The organism is Hansschlegelia beijingensis, assembly GCF_014196425.1.
GTDB lineage: Bacteria > Pseudomonadota > Alphaproteobacteria > Rhizobiales > Methylopilaceae > Methylopila > Methylopila beijingensis.
This window is the reverse complement of record NZ_JACIDR010000003.1, coordinates 377,112-398,822: the sequence shown is the minus strand read 5'-3', so window position 1 is coordinate 398,822 and position 21,711 is coordinate 377,112. Positions and strand designations below refer to the sequence as shown.

Here is a 21,711-nt window from a genome sequence, read left to right as displayed (position 1 = left end):
GGGCCGCCATGAGCGACACCGAAGCCAAAATCCGCAAGCTCGCCGCCGAACGCATCCTGGTGCTGGACGGCGCGATGGGCACCATGATCCAGCGCCACAAGTTCAGCGAAGAGGACTTCCGCGCCGAGCGGTTCGCGGACTGGAAGCGGGATCTCAAGGGCAACAACGACCTTCTGATCCTGACGCAGCCCGACGTCATCCGCGACATCCACCTACAGTACTTCCGCGCAGGGGCGGACATCGTGGAGACCAACACCTTCTCGTCGACCACGATCGCCCAAGCCGACTACGGCATGGAGGAACTGGCCTACGAGCTGAACGTCGAAGGCGCCCGGCTCGCGCGGCAGGCCGCCGACATCGCCGAGAAGGAAGATGGCCGCCCCCGCTTCGTCGCCGGGACGCTCGGCCCGACCAACCGCACGGCTTCGATCTCGCCGGACGTCAACAATCCCGGCTTCCGCGCCGTCACCTTCGACCAGCTGGCCGAAGCCTATGGCGAAGCCGCCCGCGGCCTGCTCGACGGCGGGGCCGACATACTGCTGGTCGAGACCATCTTCGACACGCTCAACGCCAAGGCTGCGATCTTCGCGATTGAGGAGATCTTCGCCGACCGCGGCGTCCGCGTGCCGGTGATGATCTCCGGAACCATCACGGATCTCTCCGGCCGCACGCTGTCGGGCCAGACTCCCGCGGCCTTCTGGAACGCGCTCAATCATGCGCGCCCGCTCTCGATCGGCCTGAACTGCGCCCTCGGCGCGAAGGAAATGCGCGGCCACATCGCCGAACTCAGCCGCGTGGCCGACACGCTGATCTGCGCCTACCCGAATGCGGGCCTCCCCAATGAATTCGGCCTCTATGACGAGAGCCCGGAGGCGATGGGCGAGCTGGTCGGCGAGTTCGCCTCGTCCGGCCTGGTCAACATCGTCGGCGGCTGCTGCGGGACGACGCCGGCGCATATCGCGGCGATCGCCGAGGCGGTGAAGGGCAAGGCCCCGCGGAAGATTCCGGAGATCCCGCCGAAGATGCGGCTGTCCGGCCTCGAGCCCTTCGAGCTGACCGCCGCCTGAATCCGATTGCGGGAGGCCGGCCGGCCTCCCGCGCGCTGCGCCTCGTCGTCAACTTTCCACGGAACGGACGCCTCATGACCTCCGCCGCCTCCCGCTTCGTCAATGTCGGCGAGCGCACCAACGTCACCGGCTCGGCCAAGTTCAGGAAGCTGATCACCGCCGGCGACTATGCGGCCGCCCTCGACGTCGCGCGCGAGCAGGTCGAGAACGGCGCCCAGATCCTCGACGTCAACATGGACGAGGGCCTGCTCGACAGCGAGAAGGCCATGGTCGAGTTCCTCAACCTGATCGCCGCAGAGCCCGACATCGCCCGGGTGCCGGTGATGATCGACTCGTCGAAATGGTCGGTGATCGAGGCGGGCCTGAAGTGCGTCCAGGGCAAGCCGATCGTGAACTCGATCTCGATGAAGGAGGGCGAAGAGGCCTTCATCCACTACGCCCGCAAGGTGCGCGCCTATGGCGCCGCCGTGGTGGTGATGGCGTTCGACGAGGTCGGCCAGGCGGACACTTTCGAGCGCAAGACCGAAATCTGCGGCCGCGCCTACAAGGTTCTGACGGAGCAGGTCGGCTTCCCGCCGGAGGACATCATCTTCGACCCGAACGTGTTCGCGGTCGCGACCGGCATCGAGGAGCACGCCAATTATGGCGTCGACTTCATCAACGCCACCAGATGGATCCGTGAGAACCTGCCGCACGCCCATATCTCGGGCGGCATCTCGAACCTCAGCTTCGCGTTCCGCGGCAACGAGCCGGTCCGCGCGGCGATGCATTCCGTGTTCCTGTACCACGCCATCGCGGCCGGCATGGACATGGGCATCGTCAACGCGGGCGCCCTGCCCGTCTATGACGACATCGACCCGGAGTTGCGCGAACTCGCCGAGGACGTGGTCCTCAACCGCCGTCCGGACGCGACCGACCGGCTGCTCGCAGCCGCAGACAAGTTCAAGGGCGGCAAGCAGGAAGCCCGCGTCGTCGACACCAAGTGGCGCGACCAGCCCGTGACCAAGCGGCTGGAGCATGCGCTGGTGCACGGCATCACCGAGTTCATCGAGGCCGACACCGAGGAGGCGCGCCAGCAGGCCGAGCGGCCGCTGCATGTCATCGAGGGCCCGCTGATGGCCGGCATGAACGTGGTCGGCGACCTGTTCGGCGCCGGCAAGATGTTCCTGCCGCAGGTGGTGAAGTCGGCTCGCGTGATGAAGCAGGCGGTCGCCTATCTGATGCCCTTCATGGAGGAGGAGAAGCGCCTCAACGGCGGGACCGAGCGCTCCAACGCCGGCAAGATCCTGATGGCGACTGTGAAGGGCGACGTCCACGACATCGGCAAGAACATCGTCGGCGTCGTGCTCCAGTGCAACAATTACGAGGTCATCGACCTCGGCGTGATGGTGCCGGTTCAGAAGATCCTGGGCGCCGCCAAGGAGCACAAGGTCGACGCCATCGGTCTTTCGGGGCTGATCACGCCGTCGCTCGACGAGATGGTGACGGTCGCCTCCGAGATGGAGCGCGAGGGCTTCGACATCCCGCTGCTGATCGGCGGCGCCACGACGTCGAAGATCCATACCGCGGTGAAGATCCACCCGGCCTATGAGCGCGGCCAGGCCGTGTACGTCGTGGACGCAAGCCGCGCCGTCAACGTCGTGTCCCAGCTGCTCGCCAAGGATGCGAAGGCCGGCTACGTGGCCGAGATCCAGGCCGACTATGCGCGGCTCGCCGAGAACCACGCGCGCGCGCAGGAGGACAAGGTCCGCTCGCCGATCTCCGTCGCCCGGGCCAACAGGCTTGCGCTGGACCTCGACCAGGTCCAGCCGAAGCCTTCCTTCCTCGGGACGAAGGTGTTCAACGAGATCCCGCTTGAGACGCTGATCCCCTACATCGACTGGACGCCGTTCTTCTCGACCTGGGAGCTCAAGGGCCGCTATCCCGAGATTCTCACCGACGAGAAGTACGGCGAGGCCGCGCGGAACCTGTTCGAGGACGCGACCGCCATGCTCAAGCAGATGGCGGACGAGAAGTGGCTGGAGGCCCGCGCGGTCATCGGCTTCTGGCCCGCCGCCTCGCGCGGCGACGACATCGTGCTGTTCACCGACGAGAGCCGCTCCACCGAACTGACCACGCTGCACACGCTCCGCCAGCAGATGGCGCGCGGCAAGGATCGCCCGAACCTCGCGCTGTCCGACTTCATCGCGCCGGAGGAGTCAGGCGTTCCGGACTACATCGGCGGCTTCGCGGTCACCGCCGGCATCGGCGAGGAAGCGGTCACCCAGCGGTTCGCGCGCGCCAACGACGACTACGGCGGCATCCTCGCCAAGGCCCTCGCCGATCGGCTCGCCGAGGCCGCGGCGGAGTGGATGCACATGGAGGTTCGCCGCACGCATTGGGGCTACGCTCCCGACGAGCGGCTCGGCAACGACGAGCTCATCGCGGAAGCGTATCAGGGCATCCGCCCGGCGCCCGGCTACCCGGCGCAGCCCGACCATACCGAGAAGGGCATCCTGTTCGACCTTCTGGGAGCGACCGAGGCGATCGGCCTGAAGCTGACGGAGAGCTACGCGATGTGGCCCGGGTCGGCCGTGTCCGGTCTCTACTTCAGCCATCCGGAGAGCCGCTATTTCGGCCTCGGCAAGATCGACCGCGACCAGACCGCCGACTACGCGGCGCGCAAGGGGCTCGACCTCGCGGCGATGGAGAAGTGGCTGGCGCCGGTGCTGAACTACAATCCGGCCGCCGCCGCCAAGATGGCCGCAGAGTAGGCAGCGCCCTCAGGCGGCCGCGTGCGCGGCCGCCGTTCGGCGGTAGATGAGGTCGCGGCCGTCCGGCCTATCAACCGTTTCGGCGTATTCGAAGCCGAGCCGCTCGGTCACGCCCAGCGCGTGCTGGTTCTCGGCTGTCGTGACCGCGACGATCTCCCGAAGGCCGAGGCTGTCGAAGCCCAGCCGGAGCGCCGCCTGGCCGAGCCGCACGGCGTTGCCCTTGCATCGCAGCCTGGGGGCGAGCGCATAGGCGAACTCCACCACGCGCCCGCCGGCGAGTTCACGCCGGCGCAGGCCGCCCCAGCCGGCGAAGCCGCCGTCGCGCATGTCCCGCAAGAACCAGAGGCCGAAGCCCGCCTCCCGCCAGTGCGCCCGCGCACGGGCGATCAGGCTCGTCGCGCTCTCCCCGGAACGAGCGCCGCCGAGCGTCACGACGGCCGGCGGATCTTGCAGCAGCGCGGCCACCGCGTCGGCGTAGCCGTCATGCGGAACGTCAGCCAGAAGCCCGTCGATCTCGAGAATGGTCGGATAGAGGCGGCCCAGCATTGCGGTTCCGATCGGTCAGACGGCGAGCGCCATGCAGCGGCGCATTCGACCAGCGTTTCATGACGGCGCGAAGACGAGAAGCGGTCAATCGAGGGGAAGCGGCTCCCGCTCGATCGCCGTCAGCCCGCGGCTTTCGAGCGCGGCTTCGAGCGCGCTCGGCAGAGGACGCTCGGAGGTGAAGAGCGCGCGCATCGGAGCGCCCGGTCGCGGCGACGGCGAGCGGCCGACCAAGGCCACCACACGGCGCGCTACGGCGGGCGCGGGGTCGATCCAGTCGACCGGCCAGGGAGCGAGCCGCCTGAAACGTCCGGTCAGCAGCGGAAAATGCGTGCAGGCGAGAGCCACCGAGTCCGTCCGGCGGCCGGCGGACTCGACGAAGCACGGGCCGATCTCCGCGGCCAGGGTCGCGTCGTCCACGGGCGCGCCGCGCAGTTCCGCCTCCGCGAAGGCCGCCAGATTCGGGGCTCCCACCAGAACGACCTGCGCGCCGTCCGCGAAGGCGTCGATCATCGCGCGCGTGTGCTCGCGGCGGACCGTGCCCGGGGTGGCCAGCACCGCCACGACTCCCGAGCGCGTCGCAGCCACGGCTGGCTTGATCGCCGGCACAGTGCCGACGAATGGCAGGTCGAAGCGGGCGCGCAAAGCAGGCAGCGCCAGCGTGGAGGCCGTATTGCAGGCGACCACCACGAGGTCCGGCCTCTCGCGCTGGATCAGCCTGTCGATCACGCGCAGGACCCGGGCCACGAGCGCCTCGTCGCTCAGCCCGCCATACGGGAAAGCGGCGTCGTCGGCGGCGTACACATAGTCCGCGGAGGGCAGTGCTGCGGTCAGGGCGCCCAGCACGGTGAGGCCGCCGAGCCCTGAATCGAACACCAGAACCTTGGGCGCCCTATCGAGCCGCGGCAGCGTCGTGTTGGCGAGCCCCGCGAACAGATCCACGCCCATTTCCCGCCCTTGCACCGCGCCCCCGACAGCCTTGATTGAAGCGCCGGATGGTTACTGAATCGTGCGGAGGCGGCGACTTTGTGGCTTCCGTGACGGGTTTGGCGGGAGCTGCGACCTAAAGCGTCAGCGGCTCACATCGGCGGGCGGCGATGCGGTCGGTTGCCCGAGCAGCGCCACGAACCGCTGCTCGTTCCAGAGCTCCGTCGGGCGGCCCTCGCGCCTGCTCTCGGCTTCGGCCAAGGCGTCCTGGTCGGTGTCGCAGTGCAGCTCGACGACATCGGATATGCGACCGTCAGCACTCAAAAAATACAGGCGATAATAGGCCACGAGCTCCCCCAGCCCGCTGGATCTCACGGCGCCCCCGACAAGCGTCGCATCCGCGCCGGCCGCAGCCGACGCCGTCGATGCTACACGCAACACAAAAAGCCGCTAATCGTTTTTGCGTCCTGCGCCTTTTGGGGGCGATCCCACCGTGGCGGGCTGCGCGCGCCCGTCCCGCTACAGCACAGAGAGCGGCCGCGGGCCGCCTCCGCCTTAACCCGCGCGGGCTCCGAACTTCGCTTTCCAGGAGGGCAGCGCTCCGGCGAAAGGAAGCTCTTCCGCCTCATAGACCGCTCTCGCCACCGCTCGAGACAGGGTCAAGGCGGCGACGTGCCCAAGCGCCGCCAGGGTCGTAGTGCGATCGTCGCCGATCTGCCGCTGGCCGGTCGAGACTGCGAATACGATGTCGCCGTCGAGCGGCGTGTGGCAGGGCAAGAGAGCGCGCGCGAGACCGTCATTGGCGACGCTCGCCAGCGCCTTGGCCTCGGCCTTGGTGAGGCTCGCGTCCGTCGCCACCAGCGCCAGCGTCGTGTGCGCCCCCGGGACCGGCTTCTGAGGCGCGAACCAGGCGTCCGGCGGGATCCGGTTTGCGGGCCCGAGGCCGCCGAACTCGTCTTCGAGCTCGAACGGAGCGGCCCAGAAATGGGGACCGTCTCCGACGGTCGCGGAGCCGAGCGCATTGACCGCCGCGAGAGCGCCGATGGTTATCCCCGTCGTCTGCATGACCGCCGAGGCCGAGCCCAGCCCACCTTTCAGGGTTGCGGTCTGAGCGCCGAGCCCCGCGCCGACGCTGCCGAGCGCGAAGTCCTGACCCGCGGAGCGGACCGCGTCGAAGCCGAGCTCGCGATAGGGCGGATATCGGCCCCAGTTCTTGTCGCCGCCATTGAGCAGGTCGAACAGGATCGCAGCCGGGACGATCGGAACGCGCGCCGGCCCGACGGCGAAGCCGCGGCCCTGCTCGGCGAGCGCGGCCATGACGCCGGCGGCGGCGTCCAGTCCGAAGGCGGAGCCTCCGGAGAGACAAAGCGCGTCGATGGCGGAGACCGTCCGTTCCGGCGCGAGCAGCTCCGTTTCGCGTACGCCCGGCCCCCCTCCCCGGACGTCGACCGATGCGGTCGCGGGCGCGTCGAACACGATCGCCGTCACGCCCGACGCGAGAATCGGGTCCTGCGCATGGCCGACGCTGACGCCGGCGACGTCGGTGATCAGGTTACGCGGGCCTGCGGACAGCTGCATGGGCGCAAAGTCTTTAGATCATCAAGCGTCGAGCGGCGCGCGCCAGCGGACGCGGTAGAAGATGTGGCGACCGATCTTGTCTTCCTTGACCATGTCACGGATCCAGTTCGGCCGCACATAGGTCGCGTGGTAGTGCGTGGAGTCCCCGACCTCCGGCAGCCAGGCGCCGTTCTCCGTGACGTCGCGCGCCACCCGCACGGCGATCCGCCAAGAGTGGAGGTTGTTGACGCGATCAGGAATGCGATCGCAGGCGAAGGAGAACTGGCAGGCGTTCCGCCGGTGCTTGTTCTGGTAGACGACGCCGCAGACATCCGAGGGATAATAGCCGGAGCGGACGCGGTTCAGCACGACCTGCGCGACCGCATACTGGCCCTTGATCGGCTCCCCGCGCGCCTCGAAGTAGACGGCTTCGGCCAGGCATTGCTGAGCTTTGGCGAGCTGCGCCGCCGGAATGTAGACGCGGTGCGAGACGCGGGTTTCGATGGCGCCGCTGACGTCGCCGCGGGACGCCATCGTTTCGCCCTCCGCCGTCGCGCGTTCGCTGGCCGTGAGAGCGACGCGTCGGCTGCGGAGATCGTCGCCGAGCACGCGGCCCGCGAGCGGCGTCACCGGCAGCGCCGCGACGGCGAGCGGCGCCTCGCCTGCAGGGGTTGTGGTGTGCGGCAGCGCCCCGCCGGCGAGGCTGGCCACGGAAGGGGTCGAGCCGTCATGGTTCAGCCCGGCCTCGCGAGGCACCATCGGGATGCTGGTCAATCCCGCCTCGGCGACCGCCTGCTCGCCCTGCACCGCGCCCGGAGAAGACGCTCGCGCCTTCGGCGTCGCCGGGCCCGAGGACCCCTTGATCGCAGCCGAGGCGACGGCCCGGTCGGAGCTGGTGGCGGGGGGCGCGACATCGCCGATCTGAGGCACGGCGTTCAGCCCGGTCAGGCCCGGACGAAGCAGCGTATGCGCCGATGCGAGCGCTTCAAACGCCGGATCGCGCGGCTCCGCTGCGGCCGTCTCCGCGAGCGCCGGGGCGCGCACCAACTGCCTGTCGCCCTTCACGGTCCTGTCGACGAATGGCGCGGGCAGCTCGCTCTTGGAGCCGGCGACCGGAGGCGGCTCCGGGAGATCCAGAACGCGCAGGCTCTCGCCGCCGACAAACGGATCAGGGGCGACCAGGGGGCCCCGGCCCGACCCGAACAGATCGGCCGCCTCGAGCGACACAAGCTCCATCGGGCGCGTCACGGCTGCGAGGTAATGACCGCCGCCCAGTTCGCCCTGTTCTCCGGAGCCCGGCAGAAGGCTGAGCGCGTCCTGGCGCGCGATCGAGGTCGTGGCGACGGGGATGAGGAGCGCCGCAAGGACGATGCGCAGGCCGCGCCTCTTGGGACGAGCTGAGCGAGGCGGGGCCACAAGTCCCGGTCCACGTCCCCGCATGACGCCACTCCCCGAACGACCGGCGCCGCCTCACTTCAGAGCCGCGCGACCGCTTCACCGCTTCGAGGAAGTTATCAGTCCTTAACCTTGAGGAGCGGTTAACGGCGACGATTGAGCGACTTAGCGGACGGCATGGAGGCGCTCCAGGAGGAGCCTCGCGGCGGCGGCCTCGCGCCCGAATTGCCCTCCCTCCGAGCCGAGAAGGCCCCCCAGGGCGGCCCGCACGCCTTCCGTTCCGAAGCGGCTCCTGAGGGCGGCCACAATACGGGCTTCGGCCTGGGCGCGACGCCGCTGCTCCAGGCGTCCATCTGTCTGCAGGAAGGCCGAATGGGCTGACAGATGGCCTGCGAGAGCGTCGAGCCCCTCGCCCGTCTGCGAGGAGATCAGCGCAACGGGCGGCGTCCAACGGGCATCGTTCGGGCTCGCAAGCGTGAGTGCGCTTTCAAGCTCGTCCCGCGCCCGGCGCGCCGCCGGGCCGATATCGGCCTTCGTCACGGCGACCACGTCCGGCAACTCCATCACGCCGGCCTTGATGAACTGCAGCGCGTCGCCCGAGGCCGGCTGCACCGCCAGCAGGATCGTGTCGCCCACGAGAGCGACGTCCGCCTCTGACTGCCCGACCCCGACCGTCTCGACGACCACCCGGTCGAACAGCGCCCTCATGAGCACGACAGCGCCGAATGCGAGGTCCGACAGCCCTCCCAGCCGGTCGCGCGCCGCGAAGGAGCGGATGAACAATCCGCCGTCTTCGGGGTCGGACGGTATTCGCGCCCGGTCTCCCAGCAACGCGCCGCCTGAGCGCATCGAAGAGGGATCCACGGCGATCACGCCGACCGTCAACCCCCTGTCGCGAAACATGCGGACAAGCGCGCCGGTGAGGGTCGACTTGCCCACGCCAGGCGGGCCGGTGAGACCCAGCACCTCGCCTTTTGGCTCCGCGTCCGCCGCGTCCAGCAGGCGCGCGGCCTCAGCCGTGCCGGCGGCGCGCTCCAGCCGCGCAAGCGCGCGGGCGAGCGCCGGCTTGCCGCCTGCGCGCAAGCTGGGGAGATCGGGGAAGTCGCCGCCGGTCAATGTCGTCCCGAGATGGATACGCTACGGCGCGGTCTCGCATGTCGCGCGAGACGGCGCGTCGACATTCATCGCGCTATTTCGGCGCAGCGTCCTTCTGCGGACGGAGCTTGTCGCACCGGTCATGCACCATAGCCTCCGCCCGCTGCAGCACGGCGTTGAACTTCATGTTCTGCTCGGCGGGAAGGACGGCGCGCTGCTCGCGCGCCTTGTCGAACTCGCCCACCGTGTAAGCGTAGAAGATCATCCGCTCGGTCGGATCCTTGATCTGAAGATCCGCCACGGAGACGATGCAACCGCAGAACTCCTTGGTGGCCTGCGGGGTGCACTGGGCGAGGTAGGTGTCGTCCACCGGCGGCTGGCCCGGCGTCGCAGGCGAGGTCCCCTGCGCGAACGCCGCCGTCGTCCCGAACAGCGCCGCCGCGGCGATCGCGAGAATTTCCTTACGCATCCAACATCCTCCGAGACGCGCTTGAAAACGCTTCTTCTTCTGCGGCGGCGGGTTTGCCACGCCGCTCCGCCGCCGTCACCTCTTCCTTCGGACTACGGTCAACAGAGGCCGAGCACGGCGAACAGCCGATCAGGATCGGTCCAGACCTGCTCCACGCGCCAGCCCGCCCGCTCGGCCAGACGGCGGAACGCCTCGAGCGAGTATTTGCGCGAGTTCTCGGTGTGGATCGTCTCGCCGAGGGCGAACGAGAAGCGACGCCCGCAGGCGGTCGCAGATTGCCGCTTCAGGCTGACGAGATGCATCTCGACGGCGGAGTTCCGGGCGTTCCACCGCGCCTCGTGGGCGAAGCCCTCGAGATCGAAGGTTCCGTCGAGCTCCCGGTTGATCCTGCGCAACAGGTTCTTGTTGAACTCGGCCGTGACCCCCGCATCGTCGTCGTAGGCGCGGAGCAGAACGCTGAGTTCCTTCTTGAGATCGACGCCGACCACCGCTCGCCCGTCCTCGCCGACATGGCCACGGACGCGGCGCAGAAAATCTGCGGCGTCGGGCGGCGCAAGGTTGCCGATCGTCGATCCCGGGAAGAAGCCGACCCGCGGAGGGAGCTTCGGCAGGTCTGCGGGAAGCTCGAAATCGTCCGTGAAATCCGCCACCAGGGGGCGGATCTCGAGATACGGAAAGCGTCGCTCGATGCGGGCCGCCGAGGCGGCGAGGAAATCCCCGGCGATGTCCAACGGCACGTAAAGCGCCGGATTGGTGAGGGCCCCGAGGAGGATCTCCGTCTTCACGCCGGCTCCGGCGCCGTACTCGATCACCACGGCGCGCTCGCCGCAGAAGGCGGCAATCTCCTCGGCGCGCGCCTTGAGGATGCCGGTCTCGGTCCGGGTGGGATAATACTCCGGCAGCTTCGTGATCTGCTCGAACAGCTCCGAGCCCCGGTCGTCATACAGCCAGCGGCAAGGCAGCGTCTTCCGGGATGCGCTCAGGCCCTCGATGACGTCGGCGCGAAACTGCTCGTGCTGACGCGAATGCAGGTTCACTTTTTCAAGCATCAGGCGTCCTCGGCGAGGCGAAGCCCTGAGAACTGCCATCGCTTATCGGGCTGGAAGAAGTTCCGGTAGGTGGCGCGGGTATGGCCCTCGGGCGTCGCGCAGGAGCCGCCGCGCAGCACGAACTGACCGCACATGAACTTGCCGTTATACTCGCCGACCGCGCCTTCCGCCGGCCGGAAGCCCGGGTAAGGCGTGAAGGGGCTCCGCGTCCATTCCCACACGTCGCCGAACATCTGCTTCAGGCCGCCCTCGGTCCCAGCGGGCTTTGGCCGCAGCCGACCGCTTCCGGCGAAGTTGCCCGCGGTCGGCAGGCCGGCGGAGGCGCGCTCCCACTCCGCTTCCGTCGGCAGCCGCTTGCCGGCCCAGCTGGCGAAGGCGTCGGCCTCGAAATAGCTGACATGAGCGACCGGCGCCGTTGGATCTACAGGCTGCATGCCGCGCAACGTCATCGTCCACCACTCGCCGTCCCGCTGCTCCCAGTAGAGCGGCGCCTCCCAGCGATGCGCGAGGATCTGCGCCCAACCGTCGGCGAGCCACAGCAGCGGCTTTCGGTAGCCGCCATCCGCCATGAACGAGATCCACTCGCCATTGGTGACGAGCCGATCCGCGATCCTGAACGGCTGCAGCAGTACCTGGTGCCGCGGACCTTCGCAGTCGAACGCGAACCCCGAGCCGTCATGGCCGATCTCGAAGATCCCTCCATCGAACGTCGCCCAGCCGGTTTCTCCCGGCGTCGGCGCCACCGCGACCGGCTCGGGATCGCGGTAGGCGGGCCGTGTCGGGTTCTGGGCGAACAGGTGAAGAATGTCGGTGAGCAGAAGCTCCTGATGCTGTTGCTCGTGGTGACAGCCGAGCTCGATCAACGCTGCGACCTCAGGCCCCAGATCGGCGCCGAGCAGCGTCTCCATCGCCTGATCGACATGGGCCCGGAAGTCCATGATCCGCTCGAGCGACGGCCGGGTCAGCAGCCCCCGCATCGGCCGCGGATGACGCTCTCCGATGGTCTCGTAGTAGGAGTTGAACAGGAAATTGAAGGTCGGGTCGAAGAGCTGATAGCCGGCGGCGTTCGGCTTCAGCACCATGGTCTCGAAGAACCAGGTGGTGTGCGCGAGATGCCACTTGGCGGGGCTGGCGTCCGGCATCGACTGCGCCGTCGCGTCGGCGTCGGACAGTGGCTGCGCCAGACGGCGGCTGTGCGCCCGAACCTCGCGGAATCGTTCGGCGAGGTTCGAGCGGAGATCCTGCTTGCGGGCGACTGTCGGCCTCATTGGCGCTCCTGAAGTGAGGATCAGGCTACGCAGCAGGCAAGAGCCACGTTACGCACCCGAGCGCCGACGGATGCGAGCCTCCGCCGATCCGGACAGAAACTAACGTCGACCGGCCGCGGTTCCATCAAGCGCTCTACTCGAGGCAGCGAACCCGGCCTCAGACAGCCGGTTCCCCCTGTTTGGCCGCGTTCCTGATCGCCGCCTGCGCGGCCGCGAGACGTGCGATCGGGACGCGGAACGGCGAGCACGAGACGTAATCCAGGCCCAATTCCTCGCAGAACGCGATCGAGGCCGGGTCACCGCCATGCTCGCCACAAATGCCCAGCTTCAGTTTCGGCTGGGTGGCGCGGCCGCGCTCGACGCCAATCGCCACCAGCTCTCCCACGCCGTCGCGGTCGATCGTGGTGAATGGGTCAGCCGGCAGCAGGCCCTTGGCGACGTAATGACTGAGGAACGGCGCGGCGTCGTCGCGGCTGATGCCGAGCGCCGTCTGGGTGAGATCGTTCGTCCCGAAGGAGAAGAACTCGGCGCTCTCCGCGATCTCGCCTGCGCGCAACGCCGCGCGCGGCAGCTCGATCATCGTGCCCACCTGATAGGAGAGGCTGGCGCCATCCGCCTCGAGCTCCCGGGCGACGGCGTCGATGCGCTCTTTCACGAAGTCGAAGTCGGCGCGGGCGACGATCAGCGGGACCATCACCTCGCAATGCACCGGCGCCCCTGTCTCCCGGCCAGCCTCGATCGCGGCCTCGAAGATGGCCCGCGCCTGCATTTCGGCGATCTCCGGGAACGCGATGGCCAACCGGCAGCCGCGAAACCCGAGCATGGGATTGAACTCGTGGAGCTCCTCGGCGCGCCGCTTCAGCTTCTCGGCGTCCACCCCCATCGCCTCGGCGACCTCCGCGATGGCGCGATCGCCGTGCGGCAGGAACTCATGCAGGGGAGGATCGAGCAGCCGGATGGTCACCGGCAACCCCTGCATGATCTTGAACAGTTCGCGGAAGTCCGAGCGCTGGTAGGGCAGCAGCTTGGCGAGGGCCTTGCGCCGGCCAGACTCGTCGTCTGCGAGGATCATCTCGCGAACCGCCACGATGCGGTCCTCGTCGAAGAACATGTGCTCGGTGCGGCAGAGGCCGATGCCCTTGGCGCCGAACTCTCGGGCGGCGCGCGCGTCCTCGGCGGTCTCCGCGTTGGCGCGCACCTCCATCCGGCTGATCTCGTCCGCCCAGCCCATAAGGGTGTTGAAGTCGCCCGACAGTTCCGGCTGAACCATCGCGACCGGCCCGTCGAGCACCTGGCCGGTCGAGCCGTCGATCGTGATGACGTCGCCCGCCCTGTAGGTGCGGCCGGCGACAGTCAGCGTCCCGCCCTTCTCGTCGATCCGAAGCGCGCCGGCGCCGGAGACGCACGGCTTGCCCATCCCCCGCGCCACGACTGCGGCATGGCTCGTCATGCCGCCGCGCGTCGTCAGAATGCCGGCCGCCACATGCATGCCGTGGATGTCCTCAGGCGAGGTCTCCACGCGCACCAGAATGACGCTGCGGCCGCTTGATCCCGAGACGGCGGCCTCGGCGGCCTCCGAGGAAAACACGATCTCACCCTGAGCCGCGCCCGGGGACGCCGGCAGTCCGGTCGCGATCACCTTGCGCTCGGCCTTGGGATCGATCGTCGGGTGGAGCAACTGGTCCAGCGACGCAGGGTCGATCCGAAGAACCGCCTGCTCGCGCGTCAGCACGCCCTCAGCCGCCAGATCGACCGCGACCTTCAGGGCCGCCTTCGTCGTGCGCTTGCCGTTACGCGCCTGGAGCATCCAGAGCTTGCCGCGCTCGACCGTGAACTCGAGGTCCTGCATGTCGCCATAGTGCCGCTCGAGGCGTTCGGCGACGGCGACGAACTCGCGGAACACCTCCGGCATGCGCATCTCCAGCGACGGCGCGGCCACGCCTCCCGCGATACGGGCGGCTTCGGTGATCGGCTGCGGGGTTCGGATGCCGGCGACGACGTCTTCGCCCTGCGCGTTCACCAGAAACTCGCCGTAGAGGGTCTTCTCGCCCGTGGACGGGTCGCGGGTGAAGGCGACGCCGGTCGCCGAGGTCTCGCCCATGTTGCCGAAGACCATCGCCTGAACATTGACGGCGGTGCCCCAGCTTTCCGGGATCGCGTTGAGCCTGCGATAGGTGATCGCGCGGGGGTTCATCCAGGACGAGAACACCGCTCCGATCGCCCCCCAGAGCTGCTCGAGGGGGGCCTGCGGGAAGGGCGAGCCGGTCTCCTTCTCGACCTTCGCCTTGTAGATCGCCACCAGCTTCCCGAGGTCTTCCACGTCGAGCTGGGTGTCCTCGACGACGCCCCTGCGGTCCTTGGCCTGCTCAAGAAGATCCTCGAACACATGGTGATCGAGGCCGAGCACCACGTTCGAGTACATCTGGATGAAGCGGCGGTAACTGTCATAGGCGAAGCGCCGGTCGTCGGCGTTCGCCGCTAGGCCCTCGACGGTCTCGTCGTTGAGGCCGAGGTTGAGGATGGTGTCCATCATCCCCGGCATGGACGCCCGGGACCCCGAGCGCACCGAAACCAGAAGCGGGTTCTGGGCGTCCCCGAAGCGGCGGCCAGTGATCTTTTCGACGTGCTCAAGGCCGGCTTTCACCTGCGCGTCGAGCGCGTCAGGATAGGATTTCCCGTTGGCGTAGAAGTATGTGCAGACGTCGCTGGTGATCGTGAAGCCGGGCGGAACCGGCAGGCCGATATTGGCCATCTCGGCCAGATTGGCCCCCTTGCCGCCGAGGAGGTCGCGCATGTCGGCGCGGCCTTCCGCGCGACCGTCGCCGAAGGTGAGCACCCATTTCGCCATCGCAGCCGCATCTCCCGCAGCGTTGAGCGGACCATTTCGCGACCGCGAACGTTCCGCGACGGGAGGACGTTGCACGCGGGGGCACATGTGACAAGGGCGACGCGCAGGGTGCGGACTCGTCACGGCCGCATGGCGGGCGACGCAGTTGCGACCTACTTGCAGCTGGCAGACCATCAGGCGCTGGCGCCAGGAACCCGATGCAGACAGGCGAAGCCGAGACTTTGACTGACGTGGGGGAGCCCGCGCGTTCGACACCCTTCTCAGGTTGGCGAGGAGCGCCGGGGAGCGCCTCGCTCGCGGAAGTGAACGCCTCCGTGTCGGTGCGCGGCCGCAGCCCGCTTCGGCGGATGCTGGCCTTCGTGGGTCCCGGGTATCTGGTCGCCGTCGGCTACATGGATCCGGGCAACTGGGCGACCTCCCTCGCCGGCGGCTCCAAGTTCGGCTACGCGCTGATGGCCGTCGTGGCGCTCTCGAGCCTGATGGCGATGCTCCTGCAGGCGCTGTGCGCCCGCCTCGGCGTGGCGACCGGACGGGATCTGGCGCAGGCGTGCCGGGACGCATTTCCCAAGGCGGTGTCCTTCCCGCTCTGGATGCTGGCCGAGGCCGCGATCTGCGCCACCGACCTCGCCGAGGTGATCGGCACCGCCATCGGGCTCACCCTCGTGTTCGGCATCCCGCTGGAGATCGGCGTGATCCTGACCGCGCTCGACGTCGTTCTCGTGCTCGGGCTTCAGCGGGTGGGCTTTCGCTGGGTCGAGGCTTTCGTGATCGGCCTGTTGATGGTCATCGCCGGCTGTTTCGCGATCCAGCTTGCGATGGCGCATCCCGATCTTGGCGCGGTGATCCGCGGCCTCGCGCCGACCACGGAGCTCGTGACCAACCCGGAGATGCTCTACATCGCGCTCGGCATCGTCGGCGCGACCGTCATGCCTCACAATCTCTACCTGCACTCCTCGGTGGTGCAGACCCGCGCCTATGGCCGCGACGCGGCCGGCAAGCGTGAGGCGATCCGCTATGCGGTCACGGATTCGACGATCGCGCTCGTGTTCGCCTTCGTGGTGAACGCCTCGATCCTCGTGCTTGCGGCCGCCGCCTTTCATGACAGCGGCCATGGCGAGGTCGCCGAACTCGGTGAGGCCCACACTCTGCTCGGGCCGCTTCTCGGCGGCAGTTTGGCCGCCACCGCTTTCGGCGTCGCCCTGCTCTGCTGCGGACTGAACTCCACCGTGACCGCCACGCTTTCCGGCCAGGTGGTGATGGAAGGTTTCCTGCGCATCCGGCTCTCGCCCTGGCTGCGCCGCCTGATCACGCGCGCCATCGCCATCGTCCCGGCGATCGGCGTCACGATGTTCTACGGCGAGAGCGGGACGGCGCAGCTACTTGTGCTGAGCCAGGTCGTGCTGAGTCTGCAGCTGCCCTTCGCGGTCATTCCGCTGGTCTGGTTCACCGCCAGCCGCGCCAAGATGGGAGAGTTCGTGGCTCCCCGCTGGATGTCCGCCACCGCCGGGCTTGTCGCCCTGGTCATCGTGGCGCTCAACGCGAAGCTCGTGATCGATTTCGCGCTTGGGCGGTAGGATCGGGCGGCCGTCCTCGCTCTTCATCGCCGCATCCTCAAGACGCACGAACCTGACGCCCGCCGCCGCGAGCGCGCGGATGGCGCCGGCGACCCCCTCGCCCGAGCTGCGGGCCGGCTGATTGATGTGCGCGATCACGACATCGCCCGATCGGGCGGCCGCAATGCGGCGCTCGGCGACGGCGGCGGGCAGCGAAGCGCCCATGTCGCCGTTCAGCGAGAACCCGGCGACGCGGAATCCCTCCGCGGAAATCTCATCCAGCGCGTCACGGCTGTAGCGCGCGGTGGCGCCGCGGAACCACCTCGGGCGGGCGCCGGTCGCGGTCTCCACCGCCGCCGCGCCCTCGCCGATCTCCGCCCGCACAGCCTGGATCGTGCCCGCGGCCGCTAGACCGAAGACGCTGCGCGCGTCCGTCACGATCGGCACATGGCGGGCGCCGTGGTTCTCGATCTCGAACTGATCCGGGTGCGCCTTGAGGGTCGCAAGCGCCTCCGGGTTCCGACGGATCCACCGTTGCGTGACGAAGATCGTCGCCTTGGCCCGCGTCTCGAGCAGCGCGTCCAGGATGCGGCGGTCGACGGCGCCGGAGCAGGCGTCGAAGGTGAGAGCCACCTCCCGGACGGCGGGGTCCGGGGACGCGATCGTGAGCCGCGGCTCGAACTCGACCGCCCGCGCCGGTGCTGCGCCCAGGAGCAGCGCCGCGCCCGCAAGTGTCGCCAGACGTCCCGCCATCGTCGCTCCGGCCGTTGCTTCCGCGGCACGAAAAGCGCGTGCTTTCCGGCGAAACAAGGGCGCGCCAGACGGCGTCTTGGCGGGCGGCTCCGGCGCGCCTAGCTTTGGCCCGAGCCGCTCCGGGAAGCGGCCATGGAGACTGCATGCGATATCAGCGACGGAACGCGCTGCGCCTGACGCTGGCGCTGGTCGCGCTGACCTGCGGGGCGGCGGCAGCCGCCGAGAAGACGGAGGAGTTCTGGTCCCTCGGCGGGCCCAAGGGACGCCAGGGCTTCAAGCTCGCGCCGGTCTCGGCCTTTCCGGTGCCGACGCCGGCCGAGGCGCTGCCGACCGCCAAGCTTCGGGTTCCGCCCGGGTTCAAGGTCGAGACCTATGCGAGCGACATCCTCGACGCGCGCATGATGCGCCTGGGCGAGCGGGACACGCTGTTCGTGTCCTCGCTGTTCGTCGCCAACAAGGTCTACGCCGTGGTCGACAAGGGCGGCCGACGCGAGGTGAAGACCGTCGTCTCCGGCATGACGCTGCCGAACGGCATCGAGTTCAGAAACGGCGCGCTCTATGTCGCGAACGCCAAGGAGATCCTGCGCTATGACGGCGTCGAGGACCGGCTTGACGCGCCTCCGAAGCCGGTCGTCGTCTATGACAAGTTCCCCGGCGAAAGCCCGCATGGCTGGAAGTTTCTGAAGATCGGGCCGGACGGCAAGCTCTACGTGCCGGTGGGGGCGCCCTGCAATGTGTGCGAGCCGGACCCGCGCCACGCCCGCATCTTCCGCATGGATCTCGACGGCTCCAATGTCGAGACGGTCGCCAGGGGCGTCCGGAACTCGGTCGGCTTCGATTTCGATCCGCGCTCCGGCGACCTCTGGTTCACCGACAATCAGCGCGACTGGATTTCCGACGACATGCCGCTCGACGAGCTCAACCACGTCACCCGGGCGGGGCAGGATTTCGGCTTCCCCTATTGCCATTCGGGCCTGATGACCGACCCCGAGTTCGGCCAGGGCCGCAGCTGCGGCGAGTTCGTCAGCCCCGCCGCGCTGCTCGGGCCGCACGCCGCGCCGCTCGGAATGCGGTTCTACACGGGCGGCATGTTCCCCGAAAAATACCGGGACGCGATCTTCATCGCGCGCCACGGGCCGTGGAACCGGTCGCAGAAATACGCCGACGTGGCGGTCGCCTTCCTCAACGACCGGCGGGAGGTCGTCTGGGTCGAGCCGTTCCTCACCGGCTTCGTCGAGGACAACGAGTATGTCGGCCGCCCCGTCGACGTCGAGGTGATGCGGGACGGCTCGCTGCTGGTCTCCGACGACCACAACGGCGCGATCTACCGCGTCAGCTATGTGGGCGGCGCGACCGACTGAGCCGCCCCGTCCTCACTCCTCCGGCTCGAACTCGAGCGCCACGCCGTTGATGCAGTAGCGCAGGCCGGTCGGCGGCGGCCCGTCGGGAAACACATGGCCGAGATGGCTGCCGCAGCGCGCGCAGTGCACCTCGGTGCGCACCATTCCGTAGCTGCGGTCCTCGGTGACGCCCACCGAACCCTCGAGCGGCGCGCCATAGCTCGGCCAGCCGGTGCCGCTCTCGAACTTCTCGCCCGAGGCGAACAGCTTCTGGCCGCAGCCGGCGCAGGAGAACACGCCGCGGCGCTTCTCGTGGAGCAGCGCGCAGCTGCCGGGCCGCTCGGTGCCGTGGCGGCGCATCACCTGGTACTGCTCGGGGGTGAGCAGCGCCCGCCACTCCTCGTCGGTGCGGGTGACTTCGTAGCTCTCGTCCAGCATCGCGGCCTCCGTGTCCGGCTCCCATATAGGCGCCCCGGGGCGCGGCGTCAGGCCGAGACGGCGGTGCGCTCCTCCTGGGTCGCGGCGGCCCTGGTCTCGGAGCGGCGGCGCGCCTCGTCGAGGCAGCGCTCGACCACGCCGCGCAGGCTGAGCGCCACCGCGTCCGCGCGGGCGGCCTGGCGAATGTCGTCCGCCGGCAGCTCGCGCTCGTCGGAGGTCCAGCAGGCCGCGACCACATAGGCGCTCGGCAGCCGCCGGCGCACGCGCCGCACGACGAGCCGGACATGGGCCTCCTCGGCGTCCAGGAACGCCACGCACACGATCGAGGGGCCCGCGGCCTCCATCTCCACCACGCCGCTGGTCAGCAGGAAGTCGTCGTCCTCGAGCTGCGGCGCGAGACCGTGCTTGTTGAGCAGCTGCGCCATGATCTCGGCCGCCGCGCCCTCGACGGGCGTGCGCGCGCCGACGCAGCGCACCCGGAACGCCGGGTCGGGCCGCGGCGCGCTCTGCGGGCCTGGCGTGAGATCCGCCGCGCTTGCGTCGGTCTCGACATGCTCGATGGCGTCGATCGCCTCCGGGTCGAGGGTCTCCTCGCCGTCCTTGGGATCCGTGTCGTCGAAGGAATCGAGATCCTCGATCAGCTCCGACACCGATGAGCGCAGCGCCTCGAGCCGCTCGGCCTGCAGCGCGCCGCGCTCGGCGTCGCGCTGGGCGAGCAGCAGGCCGGGCAGCGCCACCTCCTCGTAATAGGCCGAGAGCGAGCGCTCCTGCAGCACCTCGCGCGCCTTCTCGGAAGCCTCGATCGGGTCGCGCGCGAGCATGCGCTGGTAGAAGATCTCCGGCGGGCTGAGCGCCGGCCGGTCGCCGAGCAGCGTGTCGAGGAAGGACAGGCTCGGCACGTGCCGCCCCAGCACCACCAGGCAGATCGTCAGCGGCGTGGAGAGCACCAACCCGATCGGCCCCCACAGCGCCGTCCAGAAGGTCGCCGACACCACCACGGCGACCGGCGAAAGCCCGGTGCTGCGGCCGAACGCCATCGGCTCGATCAGATGGGCGAGCGTGAACTCGGTGACCGCGAAGAACGCCGCAGTGAGCAGGAAGCTGCTCCAGCCCGGATCGACCGCGGCCGCGAGCGCCATCGGGAGCAGCGCCCCGATGATCGCGCCGATATAGGGCACGAAACGCAGCACCGCGGCCATGATGCCCCACAGCGCCGCGCTCGGCACCCCGATCGCCGCCAGCCCGAAGCCGATCACCAGCCCGAAGGCGGAGTTCAGCGCGAGCTGGGTGAGCAGCAGCCGCGACAGCCTCCGCGCCGCGTCGTCGAGCGCCGCCGTGGTGCGCTGGATGTCCTGCGAGCCGGCGAGCCGCATGAAGCGGTTCCGGATGTCCTCGCGCTGCAGCAGAATGAAGATCACGAAGATGATCATCACGCCGGTGGTGGCCAGCGGATGGATCAGCGGCTCGATCACCGCCCGCATGTTTTCGACCGCCGTCGGCGGCGGCTGCCGGACCTGCACCGGCACGGGGTCCTGCGGCTTGCCGGAGCCCGGGCGGCCGTCCGTCGGAAAGGTCTGCCCGGACGACTTCGGCCGGTCGAGCTCCTCGCCGAGGTCCTGCAGCAGGTCCGCGGCGCGGTCGAGGGTCGCGCCGCCGCCCATCATCTCGCCGACCGACTGCACCTTGGCGCGCATCGTCGACTGGTATTTCGGGAGATCGCCCGCGAGCTGCGCCACCTGCCCGGCCAGCACCGCGCCGAGGCCGACGATCACCCCGAACGCCATGAGGACCAGCGCCACCACGGCGATGCTGCGCGGGATCCGCACGCGCTTGGCGAGGCTGACCAGCGGCGACAGCACGAAGCTCAGCAGCAGCGCGAGCGCGATCGGGATCAGCAGATCGCGCCCGATGTAAAGCGCGCCCACCACCGCGGCGCCGACGATCGACCACGCCGCCACCACCAGCGGACCCTCGCCGGGCCTGCGAATCCGCTCCGCCACCAATTGCTGCACGCCGCGTGTTCCCTCGCCCGGCACAGTAACGGGCCGGCGCAGGCGAGGTTCCGCCCGATCCGCCCCGTCTCACGAATTGGCGCCCGCCCCCCTTAACGCCGCCGCCCCTCTCCCTCCTCGCCGCGAAGCGGTGGGGAGGGTGGCCCCTCGCGCCAGCGAGGGGTCGGGTGGGGTCTTCGGGCGCAGCGCCCAGCGCCCGTCATGCCCGCTTGCGGGCATCCACGACTTCCCTCGCCTGCGGACCGCCGCCAAGTCGTGGATACCCGGCTGCGCCGGGCATGACGGGCGAGGTTTCGCGCGATTCCTTCTGAGCCCACCCCACCCGGCCGGGCTTCGCCCGTCCACCCTCCCCTCTGCGAGGGAGGGAGAAGAGCGCGGGCGCGCGTCATCGGCCGCTGGCGCGGCTTGGTCTCGTCCAATCCTGGTCAAACAGCGGGAAGGCGCGGAGCGTCGGGCCGCCGCTCGTTCCGTAGTTCGGATAACCGGCCGCCCGGCGCTCCGCGCGCGACGTCTTAACGATCGCTGCGGACCGCCTGCCGGCTTGGAACGGTCCTGGCCGAAGCCGGCCGGGAACCCGAAGCGCAGGGGTTCTGCGGAAGCCTTTGGGGCCGCCCAGAACCTCGCGCGTTCCGCGCCATCCGCGC

The 21,711-nt window shown here is 69.3% G+C and carries 14 protein-coding genes and 2 pseudogenes; 3 read left to right on the top strand and 13 right to left on the bottom strand.

Annotated elements, in window-relative coordinates:
• Positions 1–8: 8 nt before the first annotated feature.
• Positions 9–3,820: pseudogene (gene metH / locus GGR24_RS11905) on the top strand (methionine synthase).
• 9 nt (positions 3,821–3,829) lie between these two features.
• Here metH and GGR24_RS11900 read toward each other — a convergent pair.
• From GGR24_RS11900 to ppdK, 10 genes are all read right to left on the bottom strand, one after another.
• A complete protein-coding gene (locus GGR24_RS11900) occupies positions 3,830–4,366 on the bottom strand; it encodes a GNAT family N-acetyltransferase (protein WP_183395568.1) in 537 nt (178 codons plus the stop codon).
• A gap of 84 nt (positions 4,367–4,450) precedes the next feature.
• Positions 4,451–5,311 carry a glutamate racemase gene (gene murI, locus GGR24_RS11895; RefSeq protein ID WP_183395567.1) on the bottom strand — a complete coding sequence of 287 codons (861 nt, stop codon included), beginning with the start codon at positions 5,309–5,311 and terminating at the stop codon, positions 4,451–4,453.
• Positions 5,312–5,434: 123 nt separating this feature from the next.
• On the bottom strand, positions 5,435–5,638 hold the full coding sequence (locus GGR24_RS11890) for a hypothetical protein (RefSeq protein WP_183395566.1): 204 nt from the start codon (positions 5,636–5,638) through the stop codon (positions 5,435–5,437).
• 207 nt (positions 5,639–5,845) lie between these two features.
• Positions 5,846–6,868 (bottom strand): P1 family peptidase, encoded by a 1,023-nt coding sequence (locus tag GGR24_RS11885; RefSeq protein WP_183395565.1) that lies wholly within the window; start codon positions 6,866–6,868, stop codon positions 5,846–5,848.
• Positions 6,869–6,889: 21 nt separating this feature from the next.
• Positions 6,890–8,263, bottom strand: coding sequence for a cell wall hydrolase (locus tag GGR24_RS17865; RefSeq protein WP_183395564.1), 1,374 nt, complete (start codon positions 8,261–8,263; stop codon positions 6,890–6,892).
• Positions 8,264–8,407: 144 nt separating this feature from the next.
• Positions 8,408–9,358, bottom strand: coding sequence for an ArgK/MeaB family GTPase (locus tag GGR24_RS11875; RefSeq protein WP_183395563.1), 951 nt, complete (start codon positions 9,356–9,358; stop codon positions 8,408–8,410).
• Positions 9,359–9,431: 73 nt separating this feature from the next.
• Positions 9,432–9,806 carry a hypothetical protein gene (locus GGR24_RS11870; RefSeq protein ID WP_183395562.1) on the bottom strand — a complete coding sequence of 125 codons (375 nt, stop codon included), beginning with the start codon at positions 9,804–9,806 and terminating at the stop codon, positions 9,432–9,434.
• A gap of 98 nt (positions 9,807–9,904) precedes the next feature.
• Entirely contained in the window at positions 9,905–10,855 is a 951-nt protein-coding gene (egtD, locus tag GGR24_RS11865) for an L-histidine N(alpha)-methyltransferase (RefSeq protein ID WP_183395561.1), read from the bottom strand.
• Positions 10,855–12,123 carry an ergothioneine biosynthesis protein EgtB gene (gene egtB, locus GGR24_RS11860; protein WP_183395560.1) on the bottom strand — a complete coding sequence of 423 codons (1,269 nt, stop codon included), beginning with the start codon at positions 12,121–12,123 and terminating at the stop codon, positions 10,855–10,857. Before egtB ends, egtD begins: the two co-directional genes overlap by 1 nt.
• A 157-nt stretch (positions 12,124–12,280) precedes the next feature.
• A complete protein-coding gene (ppdK, locus tag GGR24_RS11855) occupies positions 12,281–14,971 on the bottom strand; it encodes a pyruvate, phosphate dikinase (protein ID WP_183395559.1) in 2,691 nt (896 codons plus the stop codon).
• A gap of 197 nt (positions 14,972–15,168) precedes the next feature.
• Between ppdK and GGR24_RS11850 the strand changes: the two genes are divergently transcribed.
• Positions 15,169–16,545: an Nramp family divalent metal transporter gene (locus GGR24_RS11850; protein WP_183395558.1), complete on the top strand. Its 1,377-nt coding sequence runs from the start codon at positions 15,169–15,171 to the stop codon at positions 16,543–16,545.
• Between the two features lie 240 nt (positions 16,546–16,785).
• Here GGR24_RS11850 and GGR24_RS17670 read toward each other — a convergent pair.
• Positions 16,786–17,277: pseudogene (locus tag GGR24_RS17670) on the bottom strand (polysaccharide deacetylase family protein); the annotation flags it as partial.
• A 143-nt stretch (positions 17,278–17,420) separates the two neighbouring features.
• On the opposite strand from GGR24_RS17670, the gene GGR24_RS11840 reads away from it, so the two are divergent.
• A complete protein-coding gene (locus tag GGR24_RS11840; RefSeq protein ID WP_183395557.1) occupies positions 17,421–18,638 on the top strand; it encodes a PQQ-dependent sugar dehydrogenase in 1,218 nt (405 codons plus the stop codon).
• Between the two features lie 12 nt (positions 18,639–18,650).
• Here GGR24_RS11840 and msrB read toward each other — a convergent pair whose 3' ends face one another.
• Together msrB and GGR24_RS11830 are read right to left on the bottom strand one after the other, a co-directional pair.
• Positions 18,651–19,055 carry a peptide-methionine (R)-S-oxide reductase MsrB gene (gene msrB, locus GGR24_RS11835; protein ID WP_183395556.1) on the bottom strand — a complete coding sequence of 135 codons (405 nt, stop codon included), beginning with the start codon at positions 19,053–19,055 and terminating at the stop codon, positions 18,651–18,653.
• A 47-nt stretch (positions 19,056–19,102) separates the two neighbouring features.
• Positions 19,103–21,067 (bottom strand): AI-2E family transporter, encoded by a 1,965-nt coding sequence (locus tag GGR24_RS11830; protein WP_183395555.1) that lies wholly within the window; start codon positions 21,065–21,067, stop codon positions 19,103–19,105.
• Between the last annotated feature and the right edge of the window lie 644 nt (positions 21,068–21,711).

Bases quoted from the DNA above. Each gene is read 5' to 3' on its own strand.
- GGR24_RS11900 (WP_183395568.1), bottom strand. From the start codon at position 4,366: ATGCTGGGCCGCCTCTATCCGACCATTCTCGAGATCGACGGGCTTCTG.
- murI (WP_183395567.1), bottom strand. From the start codon at position 5,311: ATGGGCGTGGATCTGTTCGCGGGGCTCGCCAACACGACGCTGCCGCGG.
- GGR24_RS11885 (WP_183395565.1), bottom strand. From the start codon at position 6,868: ATGCAGCTGTCCGCAGGCCCGCGTAACCTGATCACCGACGTCGCCGGC.
- GGR24_RS11870 (WP_183395562.1), bottom strand. From the start codon at position 9,806: ATGCGTAAGGAAATTCTCGCGATCGCCGCGGCGGCGCTGTTCGGGACG.
- egtD (WP_183395561.1), bottom strand. From the start codon at position 10,855: ATGCTTGAAAAAGTGAACCTGCATTCGCGTCAGCACGAGCAGTTTCGC.
- egtB (WP_183395560.1), bottom strand. From the start codon at position 12,123: ATGAGGCCGACAGTCGCCCGCAAGCAGGATCTCCGCTCGAACCTCGCC.
- ppdK (WP_183395559.1), bottom strand. From the start codon at position 14,971: ATGGCGAAATGGGTGCTCACCTTCGGCGACGGTCGCGCGGAAGGCCGC.
- GGR24_RS11850 (WP_183395558.1), top strand. From the start codon at position 15,169: ATGCAGACAGGCGAAGCCGAGACTTTGACTGACGTGGGGGAGCCCGCG.
- GGR24_RS11840 (WP_183395557.1), top strand. From the start codon at position 17,421: ATGCGATATCAGCGACGGAACGCGCTGCGCCTGACGCTGGCGCTGGTC.
- msrB (WP_183395556.1), bottom strand. From the start codon at position 19,055: ATGCTGGACGAGAGCTACGAAGTCACCCGCACCGACGAGGAGTGGCGG.